The sequence below is a fragment of the Henriciella barbarensis genome, from assembly GCF_003576345.1.
Classification (GTDB): Bacteria; Pseudomonadota; Alphaproteobacteria; order Caulobacterales; family Hyphomonadaceae; genus Henriciella; species Henriciella barbarensis.
In genome coordinates, this window is record NZ_QWGB01000005.1 from 883,411 (window position 1) to 900,494 (window position 17,084).

The 17,084-nt window shown below is 61.1% G+C and carries 19 protein-coding genes and 1 tRNA gene; 12 read left to right on the forward strand and 8 right to left on the reverse strand.

Translation table 11 applies throughout. The features are described 5' to 3' along the window. Positions 1-125 precede the first annotated feature (125 nt). Positions 126-1,451, reverse strand: a complete 1,326-nt coding sequence (gene amt / locus D1224_RS07260; protein ID WP_233350439.1) for an ammonium transporter — start codon at positions 1,449-1,451, stop codon at positions 126-128. 187 nt (positions 1,452-1,638) lie between these two features. Here amt and D1224_RS07265 point away from each other — a divergent pair, with 187 nt between their 5' ends. Continuing rightward, complete coding sequence (locus D1224_RS07265; RefSeq protein ID WP_119379225.1) at positions 1,639-2,877, forward strand: FAD-dependent oxidoreductase; 1,239 nt, start codon at positions 1,639-1,641, stop codon at positions 2,875-2,877. Here D1224_RS07265 and D1224_RS07270 read toward each other — a convergent pair. The 5 genes from D1224_RS07270 to D1224_RS07290 form a co-directional block, all read right to left on the reverse strand. After that, positions 2,874-3,176, reverse strand: a complete 303-nt coding sequence (locus tag D1224_RS07270) for a gamma-butyrobetaine hydroxylase-like domain-containing protein (RefSeq protein WP_119379226.1) — start codon at positions 3,174-3,176, stop codon at positions 2,874-2,876. The two genes, D1224_RS07265 and D1224_RS07270, sit on opposite strands and share 4 nt — an antisense overlap. Then, the gene (locus D1224_RS07275; protein ID WP_119379227.1) at positions 3,173-3,391 is read right to left on the reverse strand and encodes a Trm112 family protein; all 219 of its coding nucleotides are present in this window, start codon (positions 3,389-3,391) and stop codon (positions 3,173-3,175) included. The genes D1224_RS07270 and D1224_RS07275 overlap by 4 nt, the downstream gene beginning before the upstream one ends. Next, a complete protein-coding gene (locus D1224_RS07280; RefSeq protein WP_119379228.1) occupies positions 3,388-4,038 on the reverse strand; it encodes an LON peptidase substrate-binding domain-containing protein in 651 nt (216 codons plus the stop codon). Before D1224_RS07280 ends, D1224_RS07275 begins: the two co-directional genes overlap by 4 nt. 61 nt (positions 4,039-4,099) lie before the next feature. After that, entirely contained in the window at positions 4,100-5,008 is a 909-nt protein-coding gene (gene trxA / locus D1224_RS07285) for a thioredoxin (protein ID WP_119379229.1), read from the reverse strand. Between the two features lie 78 nt (positions 5,009-5,086). After that, a complete protein-coding gene (locus D1224_RS07290; RefSeq protein ID WP_119379230.1) occupies positions 5,087-5,596 on the reverse strand; it encodes a prolyl-tRNA synthetase associated domain-containing protein in 510 nt (169 codons plus the stop codon). 82 nt (positions 5,597-5,678) lie between these two features. On the opposite strand from D1224_RS07290, the gene D1224_RS07295 reads away from it, so the two are divergent. From D1224_RS07295 to D1224_RS07310, 4 genes are all read left to right on the forward strand, one after another. Then, the gene (locus D1224_RS07295; RefSeq protein ID WP_119379231.1) at positions 5,679-6,413 is read left to right on the forward strand and encodes a DUF6065 family protein; all 735 of its coding nucleotides are present in this window, start codon (positions 5,679-5,681) and stop codon (positions 6,411-6,413) included. 398 nt (positions 6,414-6,811) lie between these two features. Beyond that, positions 6,812-6,886 (forward strand) — tRNA-Gly (locus D1224_RS07300). 192 nt (positions 6,887-7,078) lie between these two features. After that, positions 7,079-9,358, forward strand: coding sequence for a TonB-dependent receptor (locus tag D1224_RS07305; RefSeq protein WP_119379232.1), 2,280 nt, complete (start codon positions 7,079-7,081; stop codon positions 9,356-9,358). 90 nt (positions 9,359-9,448) lie between these two features. Beyond that, positions 9,449-10,537: an SDR family oxidoreductase gene (locus D1224_RS07310; protein ID WP_119379233.1), complete on the forward strand. Its 1,089-nt coding sequence runs from the start codon at positions 9,449-9,451 to the stop codon at positions 10,535-10,537. Between the two features lie 7 nt (positions 10,538-10,544). On the opposite strand, the gene D1224_RS07315 is transcribed toward D1224_RS07310, so the two are convergent. After that, on the reverse strand, positions 10,545-10,958 hold the full coding sequence (locus D1224_RS07315; RefSeq protein ID WP_119379234.1) for a DUF2147 domain-containing protein: 414 nt from the start codon (positions 10,956-10,958) through the stop codon (positions 10,545-10,547). 69 nt (positions 10,959-11,027) lie between these two features. On the opposite strand from D1224_RS07315, the gene pabB reads away from it, so the two are divergent. The 7 genes from pabB to D1224_RS07350 all read left to right on the forward strand — a co-directional run bounded on the left by pabB (position 11,028) and on the right by D1224_RS07350 (position 16,643). Continuing rightward, on the forward strand, positions 11,028-12,395 hold the full coding sequence (pabB, locus tag D1224_RS07320) for an aminodeoxychorismate synthase component I (RefSeq protein ID WP_119379235.1): 1,368 nt from the start codon (positions 11,028-11,030) through the stop codon (positions 12,393-12,395). 3 nt (positions 12,396-12,398) lie between these two features. Beyond that, positions 12,399-13,202 (forward strand): aminotransferase class IV, encoded by an 804-nt coding sequence (locus D1224_RS07325; RefSeq protein ID WP_119379236.1) that lies wholly within the window; start codon positions 12,399-12,401, stop codon positions 13,200-13,202. A 38-nt stretch (positions 13,203-13,240) separates the two neighbouring features. After that, complete coding sequence (locus tag D1224_RS07330; RefSeq protein WP_182482205.1) at positions 13,241-13,951, forward strand: metallophosphoesterase family protein; 711 nt, start codon at positions 13,241-13,243, stop codon at positions 13,949-13,951. Between the two features lie 93 nt (positions 13,952-14,044). Further along, on the forward strand, positions 14,045-14,557 hold the full coding sequence (ruvC, locus tag D1224_RS07335) for a crossover junction endodeoxyribonuclease RuvC (RefSeq protein ID WP_119379238.1): 513 nt from the start codon (positions 14,045-14,047) through the stop codon (positions 14,555-14,557). Then, entirely contained in the window at positions 14,491-15,180 is a 690-nt protein-coding gene (ruvA, locus tag D1224_RS07340) for a Holliday junction branch migration protein RuvA (RefSeq protein ID WP_233350440.1), read from the forward strand. Before ruvC ends, ruvA begins: the two co-directional genes overlap by 67 nt. Beyond that, on the forward strand, positions 15,177-16,208 hold the full coding sequence (gene ruvB / locus D1224_RS07345) for a Holliday junction branch migration DNA helicase RuvB (RefSeq protein WP_119379240.1): 1,032 nt from the start codon (positions 15,177-15,179) through the stop codon (positions 16,206-16,208). The genes ruvA and ruvB overlap by 4 nt, the downstream gene beginning before the upstream one ends. A gap of 6 nt (positions 16,209-16,214) precedes the next feature. Next, on the forward strand, positions 16,215-16,643 hold the full coding sequence (locus D1224_RS07350; RefSeq protein ID WP_119379241.1) for a hypothetical protein: 429 nt from the start codon (positions 16,215-16,217) through the stop codon (positions 16,641-16,643). Here the strand turns inward: D1224_RS07350 and D1224_RS07355 are convergent. Continuing rightward, positions 16,640-17,023 (reverse strand): hypothetical protein, encoded by a 384-nt coding sequence (locus D1224_RS07355; protein ID WP_119379242.1) that lies wholly within the window; start codon positions 17,021-17,023, stop codon positions 16,640-16,642. The genes D1224_RS07350 and D1224_RS07355 overlap by 4 nt on opposite strands. Between the last annotated feature and the right edge of the window lie 61 nt (positions 17,024-17,084).

The window sequence follows — 17,084 nt, forward strand, 5'->3', positions numbered from 1 at the left end:
ACAGCAAACAAGTGAGCAGGCGACGGCAACGACTTGCTCACCTTCCACAATAAAAAATCCCCGGCCAGAAGACTGGCCGGGGAAGTCTGGGAGGAAACGCTTCGAATGAAGCGAGGTATTCAGCCTTAGCTGAATTCTGGGTAAGCCTCGAGACCGATTTCGCTCTTGTCGAGACCCATGATTTCTTCTTCCTCGGTCGGACGCACGCCGGTCGTCATCTTCAGCGCGAGCCACACGACAGCGGACACGACAGAGACGAAGATCGCGCAAGCTGCAACGCCGACGAACTGGCCGAAATAGCTTGGGTTACCTGCTTCGTTGAGGCCGATATCGTTCGCATAGGAGAATGGAACGATCATCGTGCCCCAGATGCCGCAGACAAGGTGAGCCGGGATCGCGCCGACCACATCGTCGATGCGGAGCTTGTCGAGCAGAGGCACCGTGACGACCACGAGCATACCGCCAATAGCGCCAATCAGGATGGCAGCCCCCATCGAAGGCTCCAGCGGTTCTGCGGTGATGGAGACGAGACCGCCAATGGCGCCGTTGAAGGCCATGGTTGCGTCGATCTTGCCCTTGTAGAGGATACCGGTCAGGAACATCGCACCGAGAACACCACCGCAAGCGGCCATGTTGGTATTGGCGAAGATGTTGGCGACCGAGTTGATGTCGTCGAACGTACCAGCAGCAAGCTGCGATGCGCCGTTGAAGCCGAACCAGCCGAACCAGAGGATGAACGTACCCAGCGCGGCGAGCGGGATGTTCGAACCTGGCATGGGATGAACCGCGCCGTTGACGAACTTGCCTGCACGCGGGCCGATGATGATGGCGCCGACAAGCGCTGCCCAGCCACCGGTGGAGTGCACAAGGGTAGAGCCCGCAAAGTCAGAGAACGCAAACTGGGAGTCCAGAGCGCCGCCGCCCCATTCCCACGATGCAACGACCGGATAGATGAATGCGGTCAGCACAGCGGTGAACATCAGGAACGGCCAGAGCTTCACACGCTCGGCAACCGTACCGGACACGATGGACGCTGCCGTTGCGACGAAGACCATCTGGAAGAACCAGTCCGACGAAGCGGCATAGCCAGTCGCGAGGTCTTCTTCGGGTGACCAGACAAAATCCGGGATGCCGATCCAGCCGCCGATCGTGTCGCCGGGATAGGCCATGTTATAGCCAAGCAGCCAGAACATGATGCCGGCGACAGAGAAGAGCGCGACGTTCTTCACCGACTGCATGGCGGCGTTCTTCTTCCGCACCAGACCAGCTTCCAGCATACAGAAGCCGGCAGCCATGAACATCACGATCAGGCCGCCGATCAGAAAGAGATAGCTGTTATCGACATAGGCGCTGACTTCAGACGCCTCCTGCGCAGAGGCGCCCAGCGCCAGGGCGGCAGCGGCCGGCATAGCGGCGAACCCCCGAATTGCCCTCTTAAACATACTGTTCATGCCCTTCTCCCATTGATTGGTATGACGGGCCGACTAAAGGCACTTGCCTCTTTCCGCACCAGCACGGCGGGCGCGCACATAATGGGCGCTTCATCGTTTGACTAAAAATCGAGCACGCTGCGGCGCAAAAGCCCGCTTCTGCGTCACCTCTGGACCGGGAGCAGCCGTGATCCTAAGTCTTTCATCAATGGCTCACCTCGACACAGAAATCGCAATCGTCGGCGCTGGACCGGCTGGCGCGTCTCTCGCCCTGGCCCTCGCAGGCGCAGGCTTTGACATCACCCTGATCGACGCACGCGACCCGGCAGCGAAGGCGCGGCCCGATACCCGCAACTTTGCGGTGGTGACGGGCAGCTGGCGGCTGCTGACGGCGATTGGCATTGCAGATCGCATAGAGGGCCAGACCCAGCCGCTGCACGGACTGGAAGCGGTCGATGGCGGCACGCACTGGTTCGGCGCGCCATCGGTGCTTTTCGGGGATGAGGACCTTATCCACCGCGAGGAAGGCGAGACGCTCGGTCATATGATCGAGGCGACCATCCTGCAGGCGGCGCTTGATGACGCCGTTGAGGCTGAAGCGCGCATCAAGAAACTTGCGCCCGCCCGCTTCAGCGATGCGAAAGCCGAACCCGGCCACATCACGGTGCATCTCGAAGACGGCAGCGCCATTACGGCCCGTCTTCTCGTCGGCGCTGACGGTATGAATTCTCCAGTGCGCAATGCGGCGGGCATCACTGTCGAAGGCCGCGACTACGGAAAATCCGTCTTCGCCGCGAATGTGACCCTGTCCCAGCCGCATGACGGCATCGCCCGCCAGCTCTTCACTCCTGAAGGCCCCTTCGCCACCCTGCCTCTGCGCGGAGATCGAGCAAACCTCGCCTGGTATATGAAGCGCGGCGCGCCTGAAGCCCTCGCCAAGCTATCCCCCGGAGAGGTCGAAGCGGAGCTGAACCACCGCTTTGCCGAATTTGCGGGTGAGATGAAAATTGACGGGCCGATGGGCTCCTACCCCCTCATTCTACAGATCGCAGAGCACATGGTCGCCGACCGGGTCGCCCTCGTCGGCGACGCTGCCCGCCGGATCAATCCGTTGGCGGGACAGGGGCTTAATCAGGGTTTCCGCGATGTGGCAGCCCTGCATGAGGTTCTGGTCAAAAGTGACCGCGCAGGTCTTGATTTCGGGGCGGCCCAGTCGCTTTCCCTTTATGAATCGGCGCGCCGGTTCGATGCGAACACAGCGTCTCTGGCTCTCGATGCCATCGACCGTCTCTTCTCCAATGACAGGATGATGACCAAGCCCGTGCGCACGCTCGGCCTGCTTGCGGCAAGCGCCCTCTCACCGATGCGGCACAGGCTCGCTGCGCTGGCCAGCGCGTCATCGCCTGGCCTGCCACCGCTCATGCAATCGAGAACTGCGGAAACCTAGGCGGCCGCGAGGTCGCGCAGGTGCTGCCAGGTATAAAGCCCGCTTGAATGTCCATCGCTGAAATGGATGCGGACGGCATAGCGCCCGACAGGGTCCGCCTTTGTTACGGAGATATCGTCAGGTACGGGCGGCTGAGGCGGACGCGGGCCTGAGCCATGGCCGCGCACTTCTGCTGACGGGCTTTCTTCGCGCAGGCGCTTATAGGGAATGGCGGCTTCCAGCCCGTCTTCAAACACGACGGAAAGCTCTCCAGCCCCCTTGCGGAACCGCAACTCCTGTGGCCAAGGCATTACACTCATTTACCCGGCACCTCATCAATGACCCGCGCTTCGCTCTCCAGCATGATGGGCAGGCCATCGCGGATTGGATAGGCCAGCCCCGCACGCTTGGAGACAAGCTCCTGACGTTCCCGGTCATAGGTCAGCGGTGTACGCGTGACCGGGCAGATCAGCTGTTCCAGCAAGCGCGGATCGGTCTTTGTCTCGGTCACTTGTGCCTCGATTTCGCTCGTCATTGCAGGGTCGAGGAATCGTCGCCGGGCGCATCCATGTCAAGCAGGGCGATCAGGGCGCGGCACCGCGCCGCGACCGTGTCAGCTTCCAGCAATGCCTGCTTTTCCATCGGCGCGAAGGGGCACCCGGCCGATAGTGCATGAACAAGCGTCTCTATCGGTGCGCTTTCGACAGCGTCCCAGTCTACGTCCATCGCATGGCTCGCCACATACTTCTTCAGTGCGCTGGCCAGCTTTTGCCGATCCGGCAGATTATCAAGATCAGGTTCATTAAGGTCGTCCGCATAGGGGGACCAGTCGGGAGCCACCTGCCGATAAGGCGACGTGACATCGAGTTCGCTGCCAAGCCTGAAGCGGCAGATACCGGTCAGGCTGATCAGATAGCGCCCATCATCGGTTTCAGAATAGCTCGTCAGCCGCCCGGCACAGCCAACGCCGGCGAGTTTCGGGTGAACCTTGTCACCTCCAACCGTCTGTATCATGCCAATTAGTCGCGAGCCTGATAGCGCATCATCGATCATGTTCAGGTAACGCGGCTCAAAGATGTTAAGCGGCAGGGACCAGCGCGGAAACAATAACGCGCCCGTTAGCGGAAAAACGGCGAGCGTTTCCGGCAGGTCTTCTGCCTTCCTGTAGCCATGCCTTGTCATATGTCAGGCCCTTTCCCGTCCAGACTGAGGACATGGCGCGCCGACCGATGAAGTCGAGGCCTCAGGCAAACATCAGCGAGGACAGGCGCCTGCGACCTTCAATAGTGGCCGGGTCTTTAGGGCCTGCCGCTTCGAACAGTTCGAGCAGTTTTGCCTTCGCCCTGCCTTCTCCCCATTCAAGATCGTCAGAGAGGATCTTCAATAGGTGATCGGCCGCTTCCTTGTTGCGCCCACGCGCCATCAGCGCTTCAGCAAGCTCGAGCCGAAGCTCGTGATTTGCCCGCTCATCGGTGACCCTGTCGATGAGCGAATCGAGCTCATCATCCTTTGGGGCATCGGCCATGAGCTCGATTGCCGTGCGCACGCTCTTGATTGCCGGGTCCATCTGACGGTCCGGGCCGGCCATGTCGAGGATCTGCGAGGCGCGCTCCGGGTCGTCATTGGCCAGATAGCAACGCGCCAGGCCAACAATCGCCGGAATGTTCTTCGGGTCGCGTTCGATGATCGCGCCATAGATCTGCGCGGCCTGAGCGGCGTCACCGGCCTGCAGCAAGCCATCAGCATGCTCAATCGCTTCCTGGATCTGCTGGCCTTCATCCGTGCCGCCGAGCAGCTTCTCGATGAACTGCTTCAGCTGGCTTTCTGGCAGCGCCCCCTGAAACGCGTCTACAGGACGTCCGTCATTGAAGGCGAAAACCGCCGGAATGGAGCGAACGCCAAGCTGGCCAGCAATGCCCGGGTTCTCATCAATGTTTACCTTGACGAGTTTGACCTTGCCTTGCTGCTCGTTGACCACTTTCTCCAGGACAGGGGTCAGTGATTTACACGGGCCACACCATGGCGCCCAGAAATCGACCAGTACTGGCGCCTGCTTGGACGCCTCGACCACATCGGCCATGAAGTCCTGGTCGGTGGAGTCCTTGATATTACCGCCAGCGCCGCCAGCTGGCCCAATCGTGATATCTTCCATTTCGCTTTCGCCTTTCGGAATTTTCTGAGGCGGAACTTGGGTCTTCAACGCGAAAAAAACAACATCCCCCGTGCGGGCTTAGTCGTCTGGCAGAAGGGCCGCAAAGTCCACCACAGTGAGATCATGACCGGTCGCCTCGACGAACCGCCTGAAATCATCGCGGGAGATGGCCGTCGTGCCAGTATTAACCAAGGGGTGAAAATTCAGCGTCTCGAACGCCATCAGGGCCGCATCGACGATGAAGCGGACCCTCTGCTCCTTGTCATTCATCAGCGCGAAACCGGTGACAGAGCCGGGCGTCACGCCCAGCAGCTCTTCCATTAACTCGCCGCTCGCAAAGGACAGCCTGCGCGTTCCGATCAGCTTGTGCAGCTGGTTCAGCTTCAGTTTGCTCTCTGCATGCGCCGAAATCAGGACGATGACCCCATCCTTGTCCTTCATGAACAAATTCTTCGTATGCCCACCGGGCATCGTCTCTTTCAGCTCGCGGCCCTCTTCCACCGTGAACGTCGCCTCGTGCCAGCGCGTCTCATGGCCGAGGCCGAGCTGGTCGAGATAGGCAAAGAGGTCGTCAGGGCTTGCGGGCATAGCGGTCTTTCAGGCAATCAGGGCGCAGGCGTCAAGTACGCGGCGCGCGTAACAGCCCGGCCACAAGACAAGGAGGCTCCACATGGAGCTTGAATGCTACAAGATCTACGATGTCGCCCCTGAGATCAGGCCCGGCGTCTCACAACGCGACTGGATGGACGCCTTCCCGGACCGCCACCCATACCGCTGCCTGCCGCTCACCATGGCAAACTCCACCGGCTGGGAAATCCTCTGCCCGATGGACATCAAGATCATCTGGGATGGCGGCGAGCATGACTATTCGCTGAAGCTTTTCACCACGGGCGATCCGGCGGCAATCCCATCTTTTGCCGACAGCCATTTCCGGCGCGGCATCGTGACCTTCCATACCGGCCACCTCTTCCGCACGCCGCCCGGCTGGGGCGTCTGGACCTCTGGCCCGCCAAACTATTTCAAGGACGGCATTCAGCCACTGACAGGTCTGGTAGAGACCGACTGGCTGCCCTTCCCCTTCACCATGAACTGGCAGATGACGCGCCCCGGCGAGGTCGTCTTCAAAAAGGGGGAGCCGTTCTGTTTTGTGATGCCGTTCGAACACGGCAAGACCGAACAGATTCAGCCAGAGCGCAAGCTGCTCGCATCGAACCCAGAGCTGCGGGACGACTATCTCGCCTGGAACAAGAGCCGCAGCGGCTTTCTGGAAAAGCTGAACGCGCGCGATCAGGATACGGTGAAGGCGGGCTGGCAGCGCCACTATATGCGCGGCGAAAAAGTTACCGGCGACAAGGCCGACGCCCACCAGACCAAGCGCCGCCTGAAACCGCCGAAGGATGTATAAAGCGTTCTGATCGTCATCCCGGAAGCGCGGCCACGCGCTATCCGGGAGCCAGCCAACAACACACGCGTCACCCCCGATGAGCGACAGCTCATCTGGGAGCCTATCTCCACGCCTTTGAGCGGCTCGCCTACTTGATACGGCAAGCGTTGGACCCTCAGACCGCGTCCCGCGGTCGAGGGTGACGCCAAAAGGGCCCGAACGCCCTCATCCTGAGCGAAGTCGAAGGACGAGGGCGGCTTCGCTCACATCAATCTAGCGCGACTTGCTTCGGCTTTACCGGGCCCCAAGAACACCGATTACACCTCCCGCCTGAAAATCCCCCTTGCACCGGGATCCTATTTGCGCTTAAAGCCCGTCTCTCGCTGATCGGCGCAAGTCGGCCAGTTACCCTATCGGATGCGGGCGTAGCTCAGGGGTAGAGCACAACCTTGCCAAGGTTGGGGTCGTGAGTTCGAATCTCATCGCCCGCTCCAATTTTTCTCAACATCGACGACGTGATTTCATGCCCGTTTCGGGCATCGGTCTCGTGCGCAGTCCGCAGCCCTTAGCAGTGCTAATCGCCGCGTTCAGTTGACCCTCAGAGTGCCCGCGCTAAGCCCCTCGCCTTGAGCGGGCGGCGCAAGATCGCCCCTCTTTGGTACAGTTTCTCCCAGAGGGTTCTTTACATGCGTATACTGACGTTCCGGCGCGCCTGCCTCGCGTCCGCTAGCCTTGCTTTCTGCGCTGTTCCCGCCGTCGCCCAGACAGGCACTGATAGCGAAGACACCGTCCGCAAGCTGGAGACGGTCGCCGTCACCGCAACGCGCCGCGAAGAGTCGACGCTCGACATTCCGGCCAGCGTCACGGTGCTGGCAGGAGAGATTGCCGAAGAGGCCTCCACGCTCGACGGCGCGGAAGGCGTCACGCAATACCTCACCGGCGTCGAAGCGGCCGTTGCCAATGGCTCACAGGTCGCCTTTCAGATCCGCGGCATTGGCGCGGTGGACCATCAGGCGCTGACGCCGACAGCCGCCGCGATCTATTCTGACGGCGTCTTCCTGTCGTCCAACGTCCAGACCAGCCTGTTCCTCTATGATCTTGCGCGCGCCGAAGTGCTGAAAGGGCCGCAAGGCACACTCTATGGCCGCAACGCCTCGTCCGGCGCGATCAACTTCATCAGCACGCGGCCGAGCCAGGATCAGGACGGCTATCTCCGCGCCTCCTATGGTAATTTCAACCGGATCGATCTGTCCGGGGCTGGTGGCGCCGCGCTGAACGATCGCCTCTCTTACCGCATCGCGGGTCGCTACCTGTCGCAGGACCCGGCCCTCGACAATGTACAGTCCGATGCCATCCCGCGCGGCCCGGATGCGGCTGGCGGCAAGCGCGATGAATTCGGTCTTCGAGGCCAGCTACTCTATGAGGCGCCCGGTGGCTCTACGCTTCTCCTGCGCGGCCACTATGAAGAAGATAATGGCATCAACACGACCCCGCGCAATGACAGCTTGAACGTAGGCGATCATGAGATTTCATCCGAAGGCCTTGGCTTGAAGGACACCGACAATGAATTCTACGGCCTCGCACTCGAAGGCGAGACCGAGATCGGGGCATGGTCGCTTTATTCGCTCTCGGCCCTTGAAGGCTATGGGCAGGACTATGGCTTTGATTTCGACGGCACGCCCGCGCCTTTCGGCAATCCGAACCTCAATGCCAATCTCAGCTATGACCGCTCTTTCCTGCAGCTCAGCCAGGAAGTGCGCGCCGCGCGTGAGTTTGACCGCGCCCGCATCCTGATTGGCGCCCACCTCGCCTATGAAGACTTTTCGCAGGATTATCTCATCTGGTGCGGACAGCTCGACCCGCAGACACTTGCGGGGACCTGCCCATATGTCGGCACGGCTGGCCGCGTCGGGCCTGACCCCGTCTCGCCGCTGACAGCGGTCTCCCTCCTCACCCATATCGGGCAGGAGCGGACCACGGCCGCCCTCTTCACCTATAATGACTTCGACTTGTCAGACCGCCTCACCCTGACGCTCGGCGCGCGCTATACGTTTGAGGACATTGAAGGAAGCGGCTACGGCCAGCACGTCTTCACTGACGGCACGCGCGGCCTCAATAATCGCGATGGTGTCGGCGCTGCGCTAGGCGAGAACAACATCGAGGAAAGCAAGTTCACCGGCAATGCCGCGCTTCGCTATGCCCTCTCTCCCGACACATCGATCTACGCCTCCATCGCCAATGGCTACAAGAGCGGCGGCTTCAATGGCGAGGTCCAGAACAATGCGACCAGCTGGCAGGATGAAGGCCTGTTCGGCGCCGAAACCGTGACCTCCTATGAGGCAGGCTTCAAGACAGCGCGTGGCAATTTCGCCTTCGACGCCGCCGCCTTTTATCAGGACTATGACGCTCCGCAGGCGCGGATCTTCGTATCCTTCGATCTGCCTGACGGCAGTCAGATCACGTCGAACTCGCTGTCGAACCTCGATGAAGCATTGTCCTATGGGGTCGAAGCCGACACGCGCTGGTCCCCGCTAGAGGGCCTCGACCTCACGGCGAGTGTCACCTGGCTCGAAACCGAGATCGAGCAGACCAGCAACACCGCTGGCAACGCTGCCCTTTTCGATGGCAACCCGCTTCCCTTCGCGCCGGAGCTTTCAGCGACGCTCGGCCTTCGGCAGGAATGGCAGCTCGCAGACAATCGCCGCGCCGCCATACAGGCTAATGCGAAAGCAAAAAGCGAATACTATCTCGACGCCGAAGGTCTCGACGCGCGCAGTCAGGACGGTTACGCCACGGTGGACGCCAGCGCGACGCTCTATCTCGATACCCGCGGGCTCGAGCTTAGCCTCTGGGGCCGCAACCTCACCGACGAGGATGTCGCCGTCTCCGGCTATGGCTTCATCGGCTACAACACCTTCCGGTCAGATCCGCGCCAGTATGGCGTTGCGGCGAAGCTGACCTTCTAGGCCTCTCCCCGGCGGCAGGGGTGGCCGAGCGCGCACCTCTCCGCCATGTTTCTTCCAGCCGCCCACACAAGAGAGGCCACAGGAGGAAGCATGGCAGAGCGCAAGAAAGTCCTGGTCGCGGGCGCAACCGGCGTTGTCGGTCTGGCCGCGATGAAGCATTTCGCTAGCGAAGGCGTCGACACCATCGCAATCAGCCGACGCACGCCGCGCCAGACCTATGGTGCGTCCCATGTCAGCCTCGACCTGTTGGACTCTGACGCCTGCGCCGCCTTCGCCGCTGAGCACGGCGATATCACCCATCTCGTCTATGCCGCCCTCTTCGAGAAGCCCGGCCTTATCGCTGGCTGGCGTGAAGCCGACCAGATCGACACGAATGACGCGATGCTACGCAATCTGATGCAGCCGCTTCTGCAGAGCGCCAGAAGCCTCAAACACGTGTCAATCCTTCAAGGCACCAAGGCCTATGGCGCGCATATCCGCCCCATTGAGACACCCGCACGTGAGGACCGCTCCGAAGTCGAACATGAGAATTTCTACTGGAAGCAGGAGGCTTACCTGCGGGAGGTCGCCAACGGCGCGCACTGGTCATGGAGCATCTTTCGCCCGCAGATCATCTTCGGCGAGGCGACCGGGGCGGCCATGAATCTCATCCCGGCCATCGGGGCCTATGGCGCGCTCCTGAAGGAGAAAGGCGAGCCGCTTCACTTCCCCGGCGGCGCACACGCGGTGCTCGAAGCGGTTGATGCCGACCTTGTCGCACGTGCTATTGCATGGGCAGGTGACGCAGAAGCGGCGCGCGACCAGATCTTCAACGTGACCAATGGCGATGTCTTTACCTGGCGCGGCGTCTGGCCCTCCATCGCCGCCGCGCTTGGTATGGATGTCGGCAAAGAACGCCCGATGCAGGCAGGCGCATGGCTCGAGAGCAAGTCAGACGCGTGGGCTGCGCTCGCCAAGAAACACGGTCTCACCGAACCGGACCTGAAAGCCCTGCTCGGCGAGTCCCACCACTATATCGATTTCACCATGGGGTCCGGGCTTGAGGGCCAGCTGCCGCCAGCTATCGTCTCGACCATCAAGCTGCGGCAGTCCGGCTTCACCGAGGTGATCGACACCGAAGCCATGTTCGCCAAATGGTTCGCCTGGTTTCAGGCAGCGGGCTATCTGCCGAAACCGTGATCTGCGCCTAGCGAATGCGGGTCCAGGTCGATGTGCGGCAGAGCGGGCGGATGACACAACCCTGCAGCTCCAGCGTATTAGCAGATATCAGCGTCATCGTTCCTGAATAGGTCTTGCCGTCGGCAGGGTTGTAGAGCTTTCCGCCACTCCAGCGCTCCGGCCCGCCCGAGAACCCGGTGAGCATGGTGACGCCTTTCAGCGGACGGTCCCGCAGGCTGCGGTCCTTATTCTCGACATCCTTCGCTTCAGGCGACTCCTTGATCGCGTTCGACGTCAGCAGCGTGCCGCACATCTCGGCCCCGCAAGGCGCGATCTCTACCTCGGCCCCATTCGTTCCCGTATTCCAGACGCCGACAATGCCCTGCGCAGACGCGGTGGCCCCTGCGGCAGCAAAAGCAATGCAAACAAGTGCGGTCTTCATATATGGTCCCCCGTGATCGGGCGTGCAGTGCCCCCAAGGACCTCATCGCTAGGGCGAATTTGCTAGAAAATGACTAATTCCAGCCAGCTTGATCGCCTGCTCACCCGCACGCAGCTTGGCTGGCGCGAACCCCTCGAGGCGTTTGAGGTACTCAAGGACACGCCATTTGCACTGCTGCTGAATGGTGGGGGCGGGCGGTGGAGCTATATCTGCGCGAATCCGATGCGCACGCTCGAGGTGAAAGCCGCTGACGGGCCGGGCGACCTTGTCGAAGCAAGAGCCGCCATGGCTGATCTGCCGTTTGAACGTCCGGGCGATGCACCGCCTTTTTGCGGCGGTTGGGCCGGGCTTCTGTCCTACGAATACGGACGCGCCCTGCTACCGAAGCTTGGCACGAAGCCGGCGCGAGGCCGATGGCCTGATATCGCGCTTGGTCTTTATAACGAACTCATTGCGTTCGACCATGAATCCCGACGCGCAGAACACTTCTACTGGGGCTGGCAAGATGCGAAGACGGAGCAACTTCTCAGTCTTTATTCCGCACCCCGGAAAAACCTCTCCGTAAAAGGTCCTCTGACATCAATAACAACCGCGCGGATGCTACGTAAAGACTATGAGGCGCGCCTCGGCCGAACGGTAGACTATGTTCATGCGGGTGATTGTTTCCAATCGAACATATCCCAGCGTTTTGATTTCGAACTCAACGCTGACAGGCATCCCTTCAATCTTACGCGCCGCCTGGCAGCCTCCAGCCGCGCCCCCTTCTCAGCCTATTTTCGCCTTCCTGGGCTCGCGCTAGCCTCCAATTCACCTGAACGCTTTTTGCAGATCGTTGTCGAGCCAGGCGGCGGGCTCAAAGCCGTGACCCAGCCCATCAAGGGCACCCGACCACGCGGAAAAACCGACGAAGAAGACCGCGCTCTCGCGAACGAACTTCTCTCATCGGAGAAGGATCTCGCCGAAAACCTCATGATCGTGGACCTGATGCGGAACGATCTCTCGCGTATCTCGACGCCCGGCAGCGTCCGCGTGCCGAAACTTCAGGCGCTCGAGACCTATGCCAATGTCCACCATCTGGTCTCCACGATCGAGGCCACGCTCGCGCCGGGGCGGGATGCGTTCGATGTGATCAAGGCCGCATTTCCAGGCGGGTCGGTTACAGGGGCGCCCAAGATCCGGGCAATGCAGATCATCGAAGAGCTCGAGGAAGAGGCGCGCGGCCCTTATTGCGGGTCACTCGCCTGGATCAGTCCGGACGGCGCCATGGATTCCTCTATCCTGATACGCACAGTCGCCTTCGAAGAAGAGGAAGATGGCGGCTGGCGGGGGCATTTTCGATCAGGCGGCGGAATCGTCGCGGACTCCGTCCCCGCGGAAGAGTATACTGAAACACTCGACAAGGCCCGCGCCATCCGGGCTGCGCTTGAGGGGGAGTAGCGTATGGATATCGCATTTCTTGGAGCTGAGCGTCAGGCCAAGCCTGCCGTATCGGTCCGCGACCGCAGTTTCCTGCTCGGCGACGGCTGCTTTGAAACGCTGTGCGTTACAGAGGGAGAGATCGAAGGCGCCGACGAGCATATCGCCTTGCTTCGCCGGTCCGCCGAAGCGCTCTCAATATCTGGTTATCCGGACGATGAAACCCTTCTCGCCGCACTCGGTGAAGTGGCGAGCGTCGCAGGGACCCGCGCATCCCTTCGTATCACGCTGAGCCGCGGGGCCGGCGGTCGGGGCGCCGATGCAGGAGAGGCCCAGCCGCTCACCGTTATCAGCCTTTTCCCAATTATGCAGTCACGGCCCTATGCGCCGCTTTCAGCGGTCATCTCTTCGATCCGGCGCAATGAAACCTCCCCTGTCAGCCAGATCAAGCCGACCAATTACGCCGACAGTCTGGCTGCACGCCGCGAAGCCGAAGCCGCTGGCGCGGATGAAGCCCTGCTTCTGAACATGCAGGGGCGTCCTGCCTGCTTTGCGATGGCCAATCTTTTCATCACCCAGCCAGATGGCAGCTGGGTCACGCCGCCGCCCTCTGAAGGGGTCCGCCCTGGCTATATGCGCGGCCGGGTGATGGCGAAGCTTGAGGAGCGCGGCACGCCCTGTCTGGAGCGCCCCATCGACGCCGAAGAACTCACCCTCCCGAATGGCCGGATTTTTGCAACGAACAGCCTGTGGGGGCTTCGACTTGTCGCAAGTCTGGATACCCGCACCTGTAGAATGTCCTCAACTTATTCAGAGGCAGGACGTTGATAGCAGACGCGCAGACACTGGAACCGGCGAGGTACCCATTGGCCGATCAGGCTGTCATCTATGCAATAGGCGACGTTCATGGCGAGCTGGCCCGGCTTGAAGCGCTGCATGAAAAGATCGTGGCGCATCATCTGGAATGGCACGCCGACAACTGGCTCAAACTCATCCATCTCGGTGACTATGTTGATCGCGGCCCGGACAGCGCAGGCGTCATCGAATTACTGCGAGACCTCGAAACGCGAACCAACATCATGGTCGTAAATTTGCGTGGCAATCATGAGCAGATGATGCTGGATGCCGCGGACGAAAGACATGGCGATTCGCGTCTTCACTGGCTTAGCAATGGCGGTGACGCGACCCTGCATAGCTATATTCGCCGCGGCACCGACATGCCGCCAGAAGACGACATTGAATGGGTCCGTAATTTGCCGACGCTTCATCTGGAAGAAGATCGTCATCTAGTTTTCGTGCATGGCGGCGTCGACCCATCAAGCTTTCCCCATTGCGGCGCGCAAACCCATATGTGGACGCGCTCGCAGCGCTTTTTCGAGCCGGACCAATGGGAAGACAGCGCGCTCGAAGGCTGGACAGTTATCCATGGGCACACGCCAACCGACGATGCGTCACCTGAACTCGCAGGTGATCCGCCCTGTCGTTTCAACCTCGATACAGGCGCGGTCTATGGCGGCCGATTGACCGCAGGCGTCTTTGCGCCCGGCGTAACAACGCCAGAATTTATCTTCGCCTGATAGCAGACGAACACAAACTCTCCCTTGCCGGGGCGGAACAAATCAGGAAAACAGGAAGAGCCTGTTAACCCGAATAGTGGTTTTTCGCCTCCTATGTCAGAGACCCTCCGCATTCTCGGTATCGATCCCGGCCTTCGCCATACCGGCTGGGGCGTGATAGAACAGACAGGCTCCCGGCTCAGCCACATTGCCCATGGCGTCATCCGTATCGACACGGGCTTGAGCCTTGCGGCCCGCCTTGGCGGCATCTTCGAAGCGATAGGTCTGCTGACAGCGGAATACCAGCCGCAAATCGGCGGCGTAGAGGAAACACTGGTCAACGCGAACCCGCGCTCGGCGCTCAAGCTCGGTCAGGCAAGGGGCGTTGCTATGGCCGCACTTCATGGTGCCGGTCTCGATGTTTTTGAGTTTTCGCCGCGCACGATCAAGCTTGCTGTGGTCGGCACCGGTGCCGCAGACAAGACACAGGTCGGCTTCATGGTCGCGCGGCTGCTGCCGAAAGCTGGCAAGCTGCCATCCGACGCGGCGGATGCACTCGCTTGCGCGATCTGCACAGCCCATCACGCCCGGATGCCGGCCCAGCTGCGCGCAAGGGGGGCGGCATGATTATCGGTCGGCTCAGAGGTGAGATCGCGACGGTCGGGACCGACAGCGTCATGATCGACATTGGGGGTGTTGGCTATGTCGCGCTCGCAGGTGCCCGGCTCCTCTCTCGCCTGTCGCCTGGCGACAAGGCTGAGTTGCATATTGAGACCCGGGTTACCGAAAGCTCGATTACGCTTTTCGCTTTTGAAAGTGATGAGGCGCGCGCCTGGTTCGTGCGCCTGCAGGACGTGCCCGGCGTTGCTGGCAAATCAGCCATGGCAATCATGGACGCCGTTTCGCCAACCGAGCTGATGGACGCCTTGGCCATGGGTGATGCAGCCACTATTTCCCGCGCCAAAGGCGTGGGCAAGAAGCTGGCTGAACGCATCATTGGAGAGCTGTCCGGCAAGCCGCCACCTATGGGCCGCTTTGGCGCGTTTGCCCCACATACATCCACAAAAGAAACTGAGGCAGAAGTGCCCGCTGCTACAGGCAGCCGGAGCGAAGCCGTCTCCGCGCTTGTAAACCTTGGCTACGCGCAAGCCGACGCGTCCAGGGCCGTGCTCGCTGCATCCAGAAATAATCCTGAGGCTGACACCTCCGCCCTCATTCGCGCCGGCCTGAAAGAGCTAGCGCCCTCATGAGCCGGGACGGAAGTCTCACCGATCCTGAGCGCCAGTCCGGCGAAGCGCTGGACCGTGCCTTACGCCCGCAGTCTTTCGAAGACTATGTCGGCCAGGATGCGATCAAGTCGAACCTGAAAGTCTATGTCGACGCGGCCAAAGCCCGCGGCGAGGCGCTTGATCATGTCCTACTCTTCGGCCCGCCCGGCCTGGGCAAGACGACGCTGGCCCAAATCGTCTCGAAAGAGCTGGGTGTGGGTTTCAGATCCACGTCAGGCCCTGTCATCGCCAAGGCTGGCGATCTCGCGGCCATTCTAACCAATCTCGAAGCCAATGATGTACTCTTCATTGATGAGATCCACCGTCTGCCGCCAGCCGTGGAGGAGATCCTCTATCCGGCCATGGAGGATTACGCCCTCGATATCGTGATCGGCGAAGGCCCATCGGCGCGCTCTGTCAGGCTCGATCTTGCGCCGTTTACCCTAGTCGGCGCGACTACGCGGGCCGGTCTTCTCGCCAATCCGCTCCGGGACCGGTTCGGCATTCCGATGCGTCTCGACTTCTACAGTCCGGAGCATCTGTCCCGCATCATCATGGCGGCCGCCCGCAAACTGTCCGCGAACATTACCGAAGAAGGGGCGCTCGAGATTGCAACCCGCGCCCGCGGCACACCGCGTATCGCGATCCGGCTCTTGCGCCGTGTGCGCGATTTTGCCGAAGCCGAAGGCGCTTCCATCGACAAGGCCGCCGCGTCCCGCGCGCTCTCGCGTCTTGAGATTGATCAGGACGGGCTCGACGCGCTGGACAGGCGGTATCTCGAAGCCTTGGTTCGCACCTATGCCGGCGGACCCGTGGGCGCCGATACGCTGGCTGCCGCGCTGTCAGAGGCCCGGGATGCTGTAGAGGACATGATTGAGCCATTCCTCATGCAGAAGGGCTATATCGCGCGCACGCCGCGCGGCCGGATTGCAGCCCCGCTCGCCTATGAGCGGCTCGGCCTGTCGCCTCCCGATAGCGGCCAGCAGACCGGCCTCTTCAACGGGGACTGATCCGCCATGCTGCTGCGCCTGCCAATTGAATATCATGAGCTCACGCGCGCAATCGTAATCTATATGTATGGCCTCAGCGCCGGCGGCGCCTGGATCGCGGCCATCGCCTCTCCCAATACCTCCTACGACAAGCTCGACCCGGCGCGCGCCGATACGCATATCAGGGCCCTGCTGCGCACGGCATCTGCGCAGATCGCAGTGGTTCTGCTGCTGGCAGCCGGTCTAGCCGCGCTTATCGCCTATTACATGTCAGCCTTGTTTGCCGTTATTGCTGCGATCGGCTTTGTCGCAAACCACCTCATCCTGACGCGCAGGTCGGTCGAGGGCCGCGTTCGGGACCGCAGACAAACCCGCCGCGTCATCGCCGTCGGCCTGACGCTTGTTTTCATGCTGGCAATTCTGATCGCGATGATTTTCACGGTGCAGCGGCTCTAGGCAGAGATCAGCCACATCAGCTGCATCGAATGCAACCGAAGTAACGCCTCGTAGGACTGCTTCGCCGCTTTGCGCGCGACATGTGCCGCAAGCCAGCGAGCGACAGCCCCTAGCGCAAGGCTGAGCGCCATTCCGGGCAGGAACATCCACCAGCCGATCATGAAACTTCCCATCACGGCCAGCATCACAAAAACGACAGACAAAGCGTCAGCGAGCTTGATCCATGTTGGCGCATTACGCCCAAAAGGCGCAAGAAGTTCGGGATTGCGGTGCAGCGCTTCGGCATCGATCGCCCAGACAGGGCCGCCGCGCTTGGCAAGCTTGGCGATGCGCGTCGGCGCTCCGTTCTTGTGAGGGTTTGGCGCAACTGCAAGGAACATCGTCTTCAGACCAATTTCTGTGCCGGTCCTGAACGATCTGCAATTTTAATACCGGGAAGAC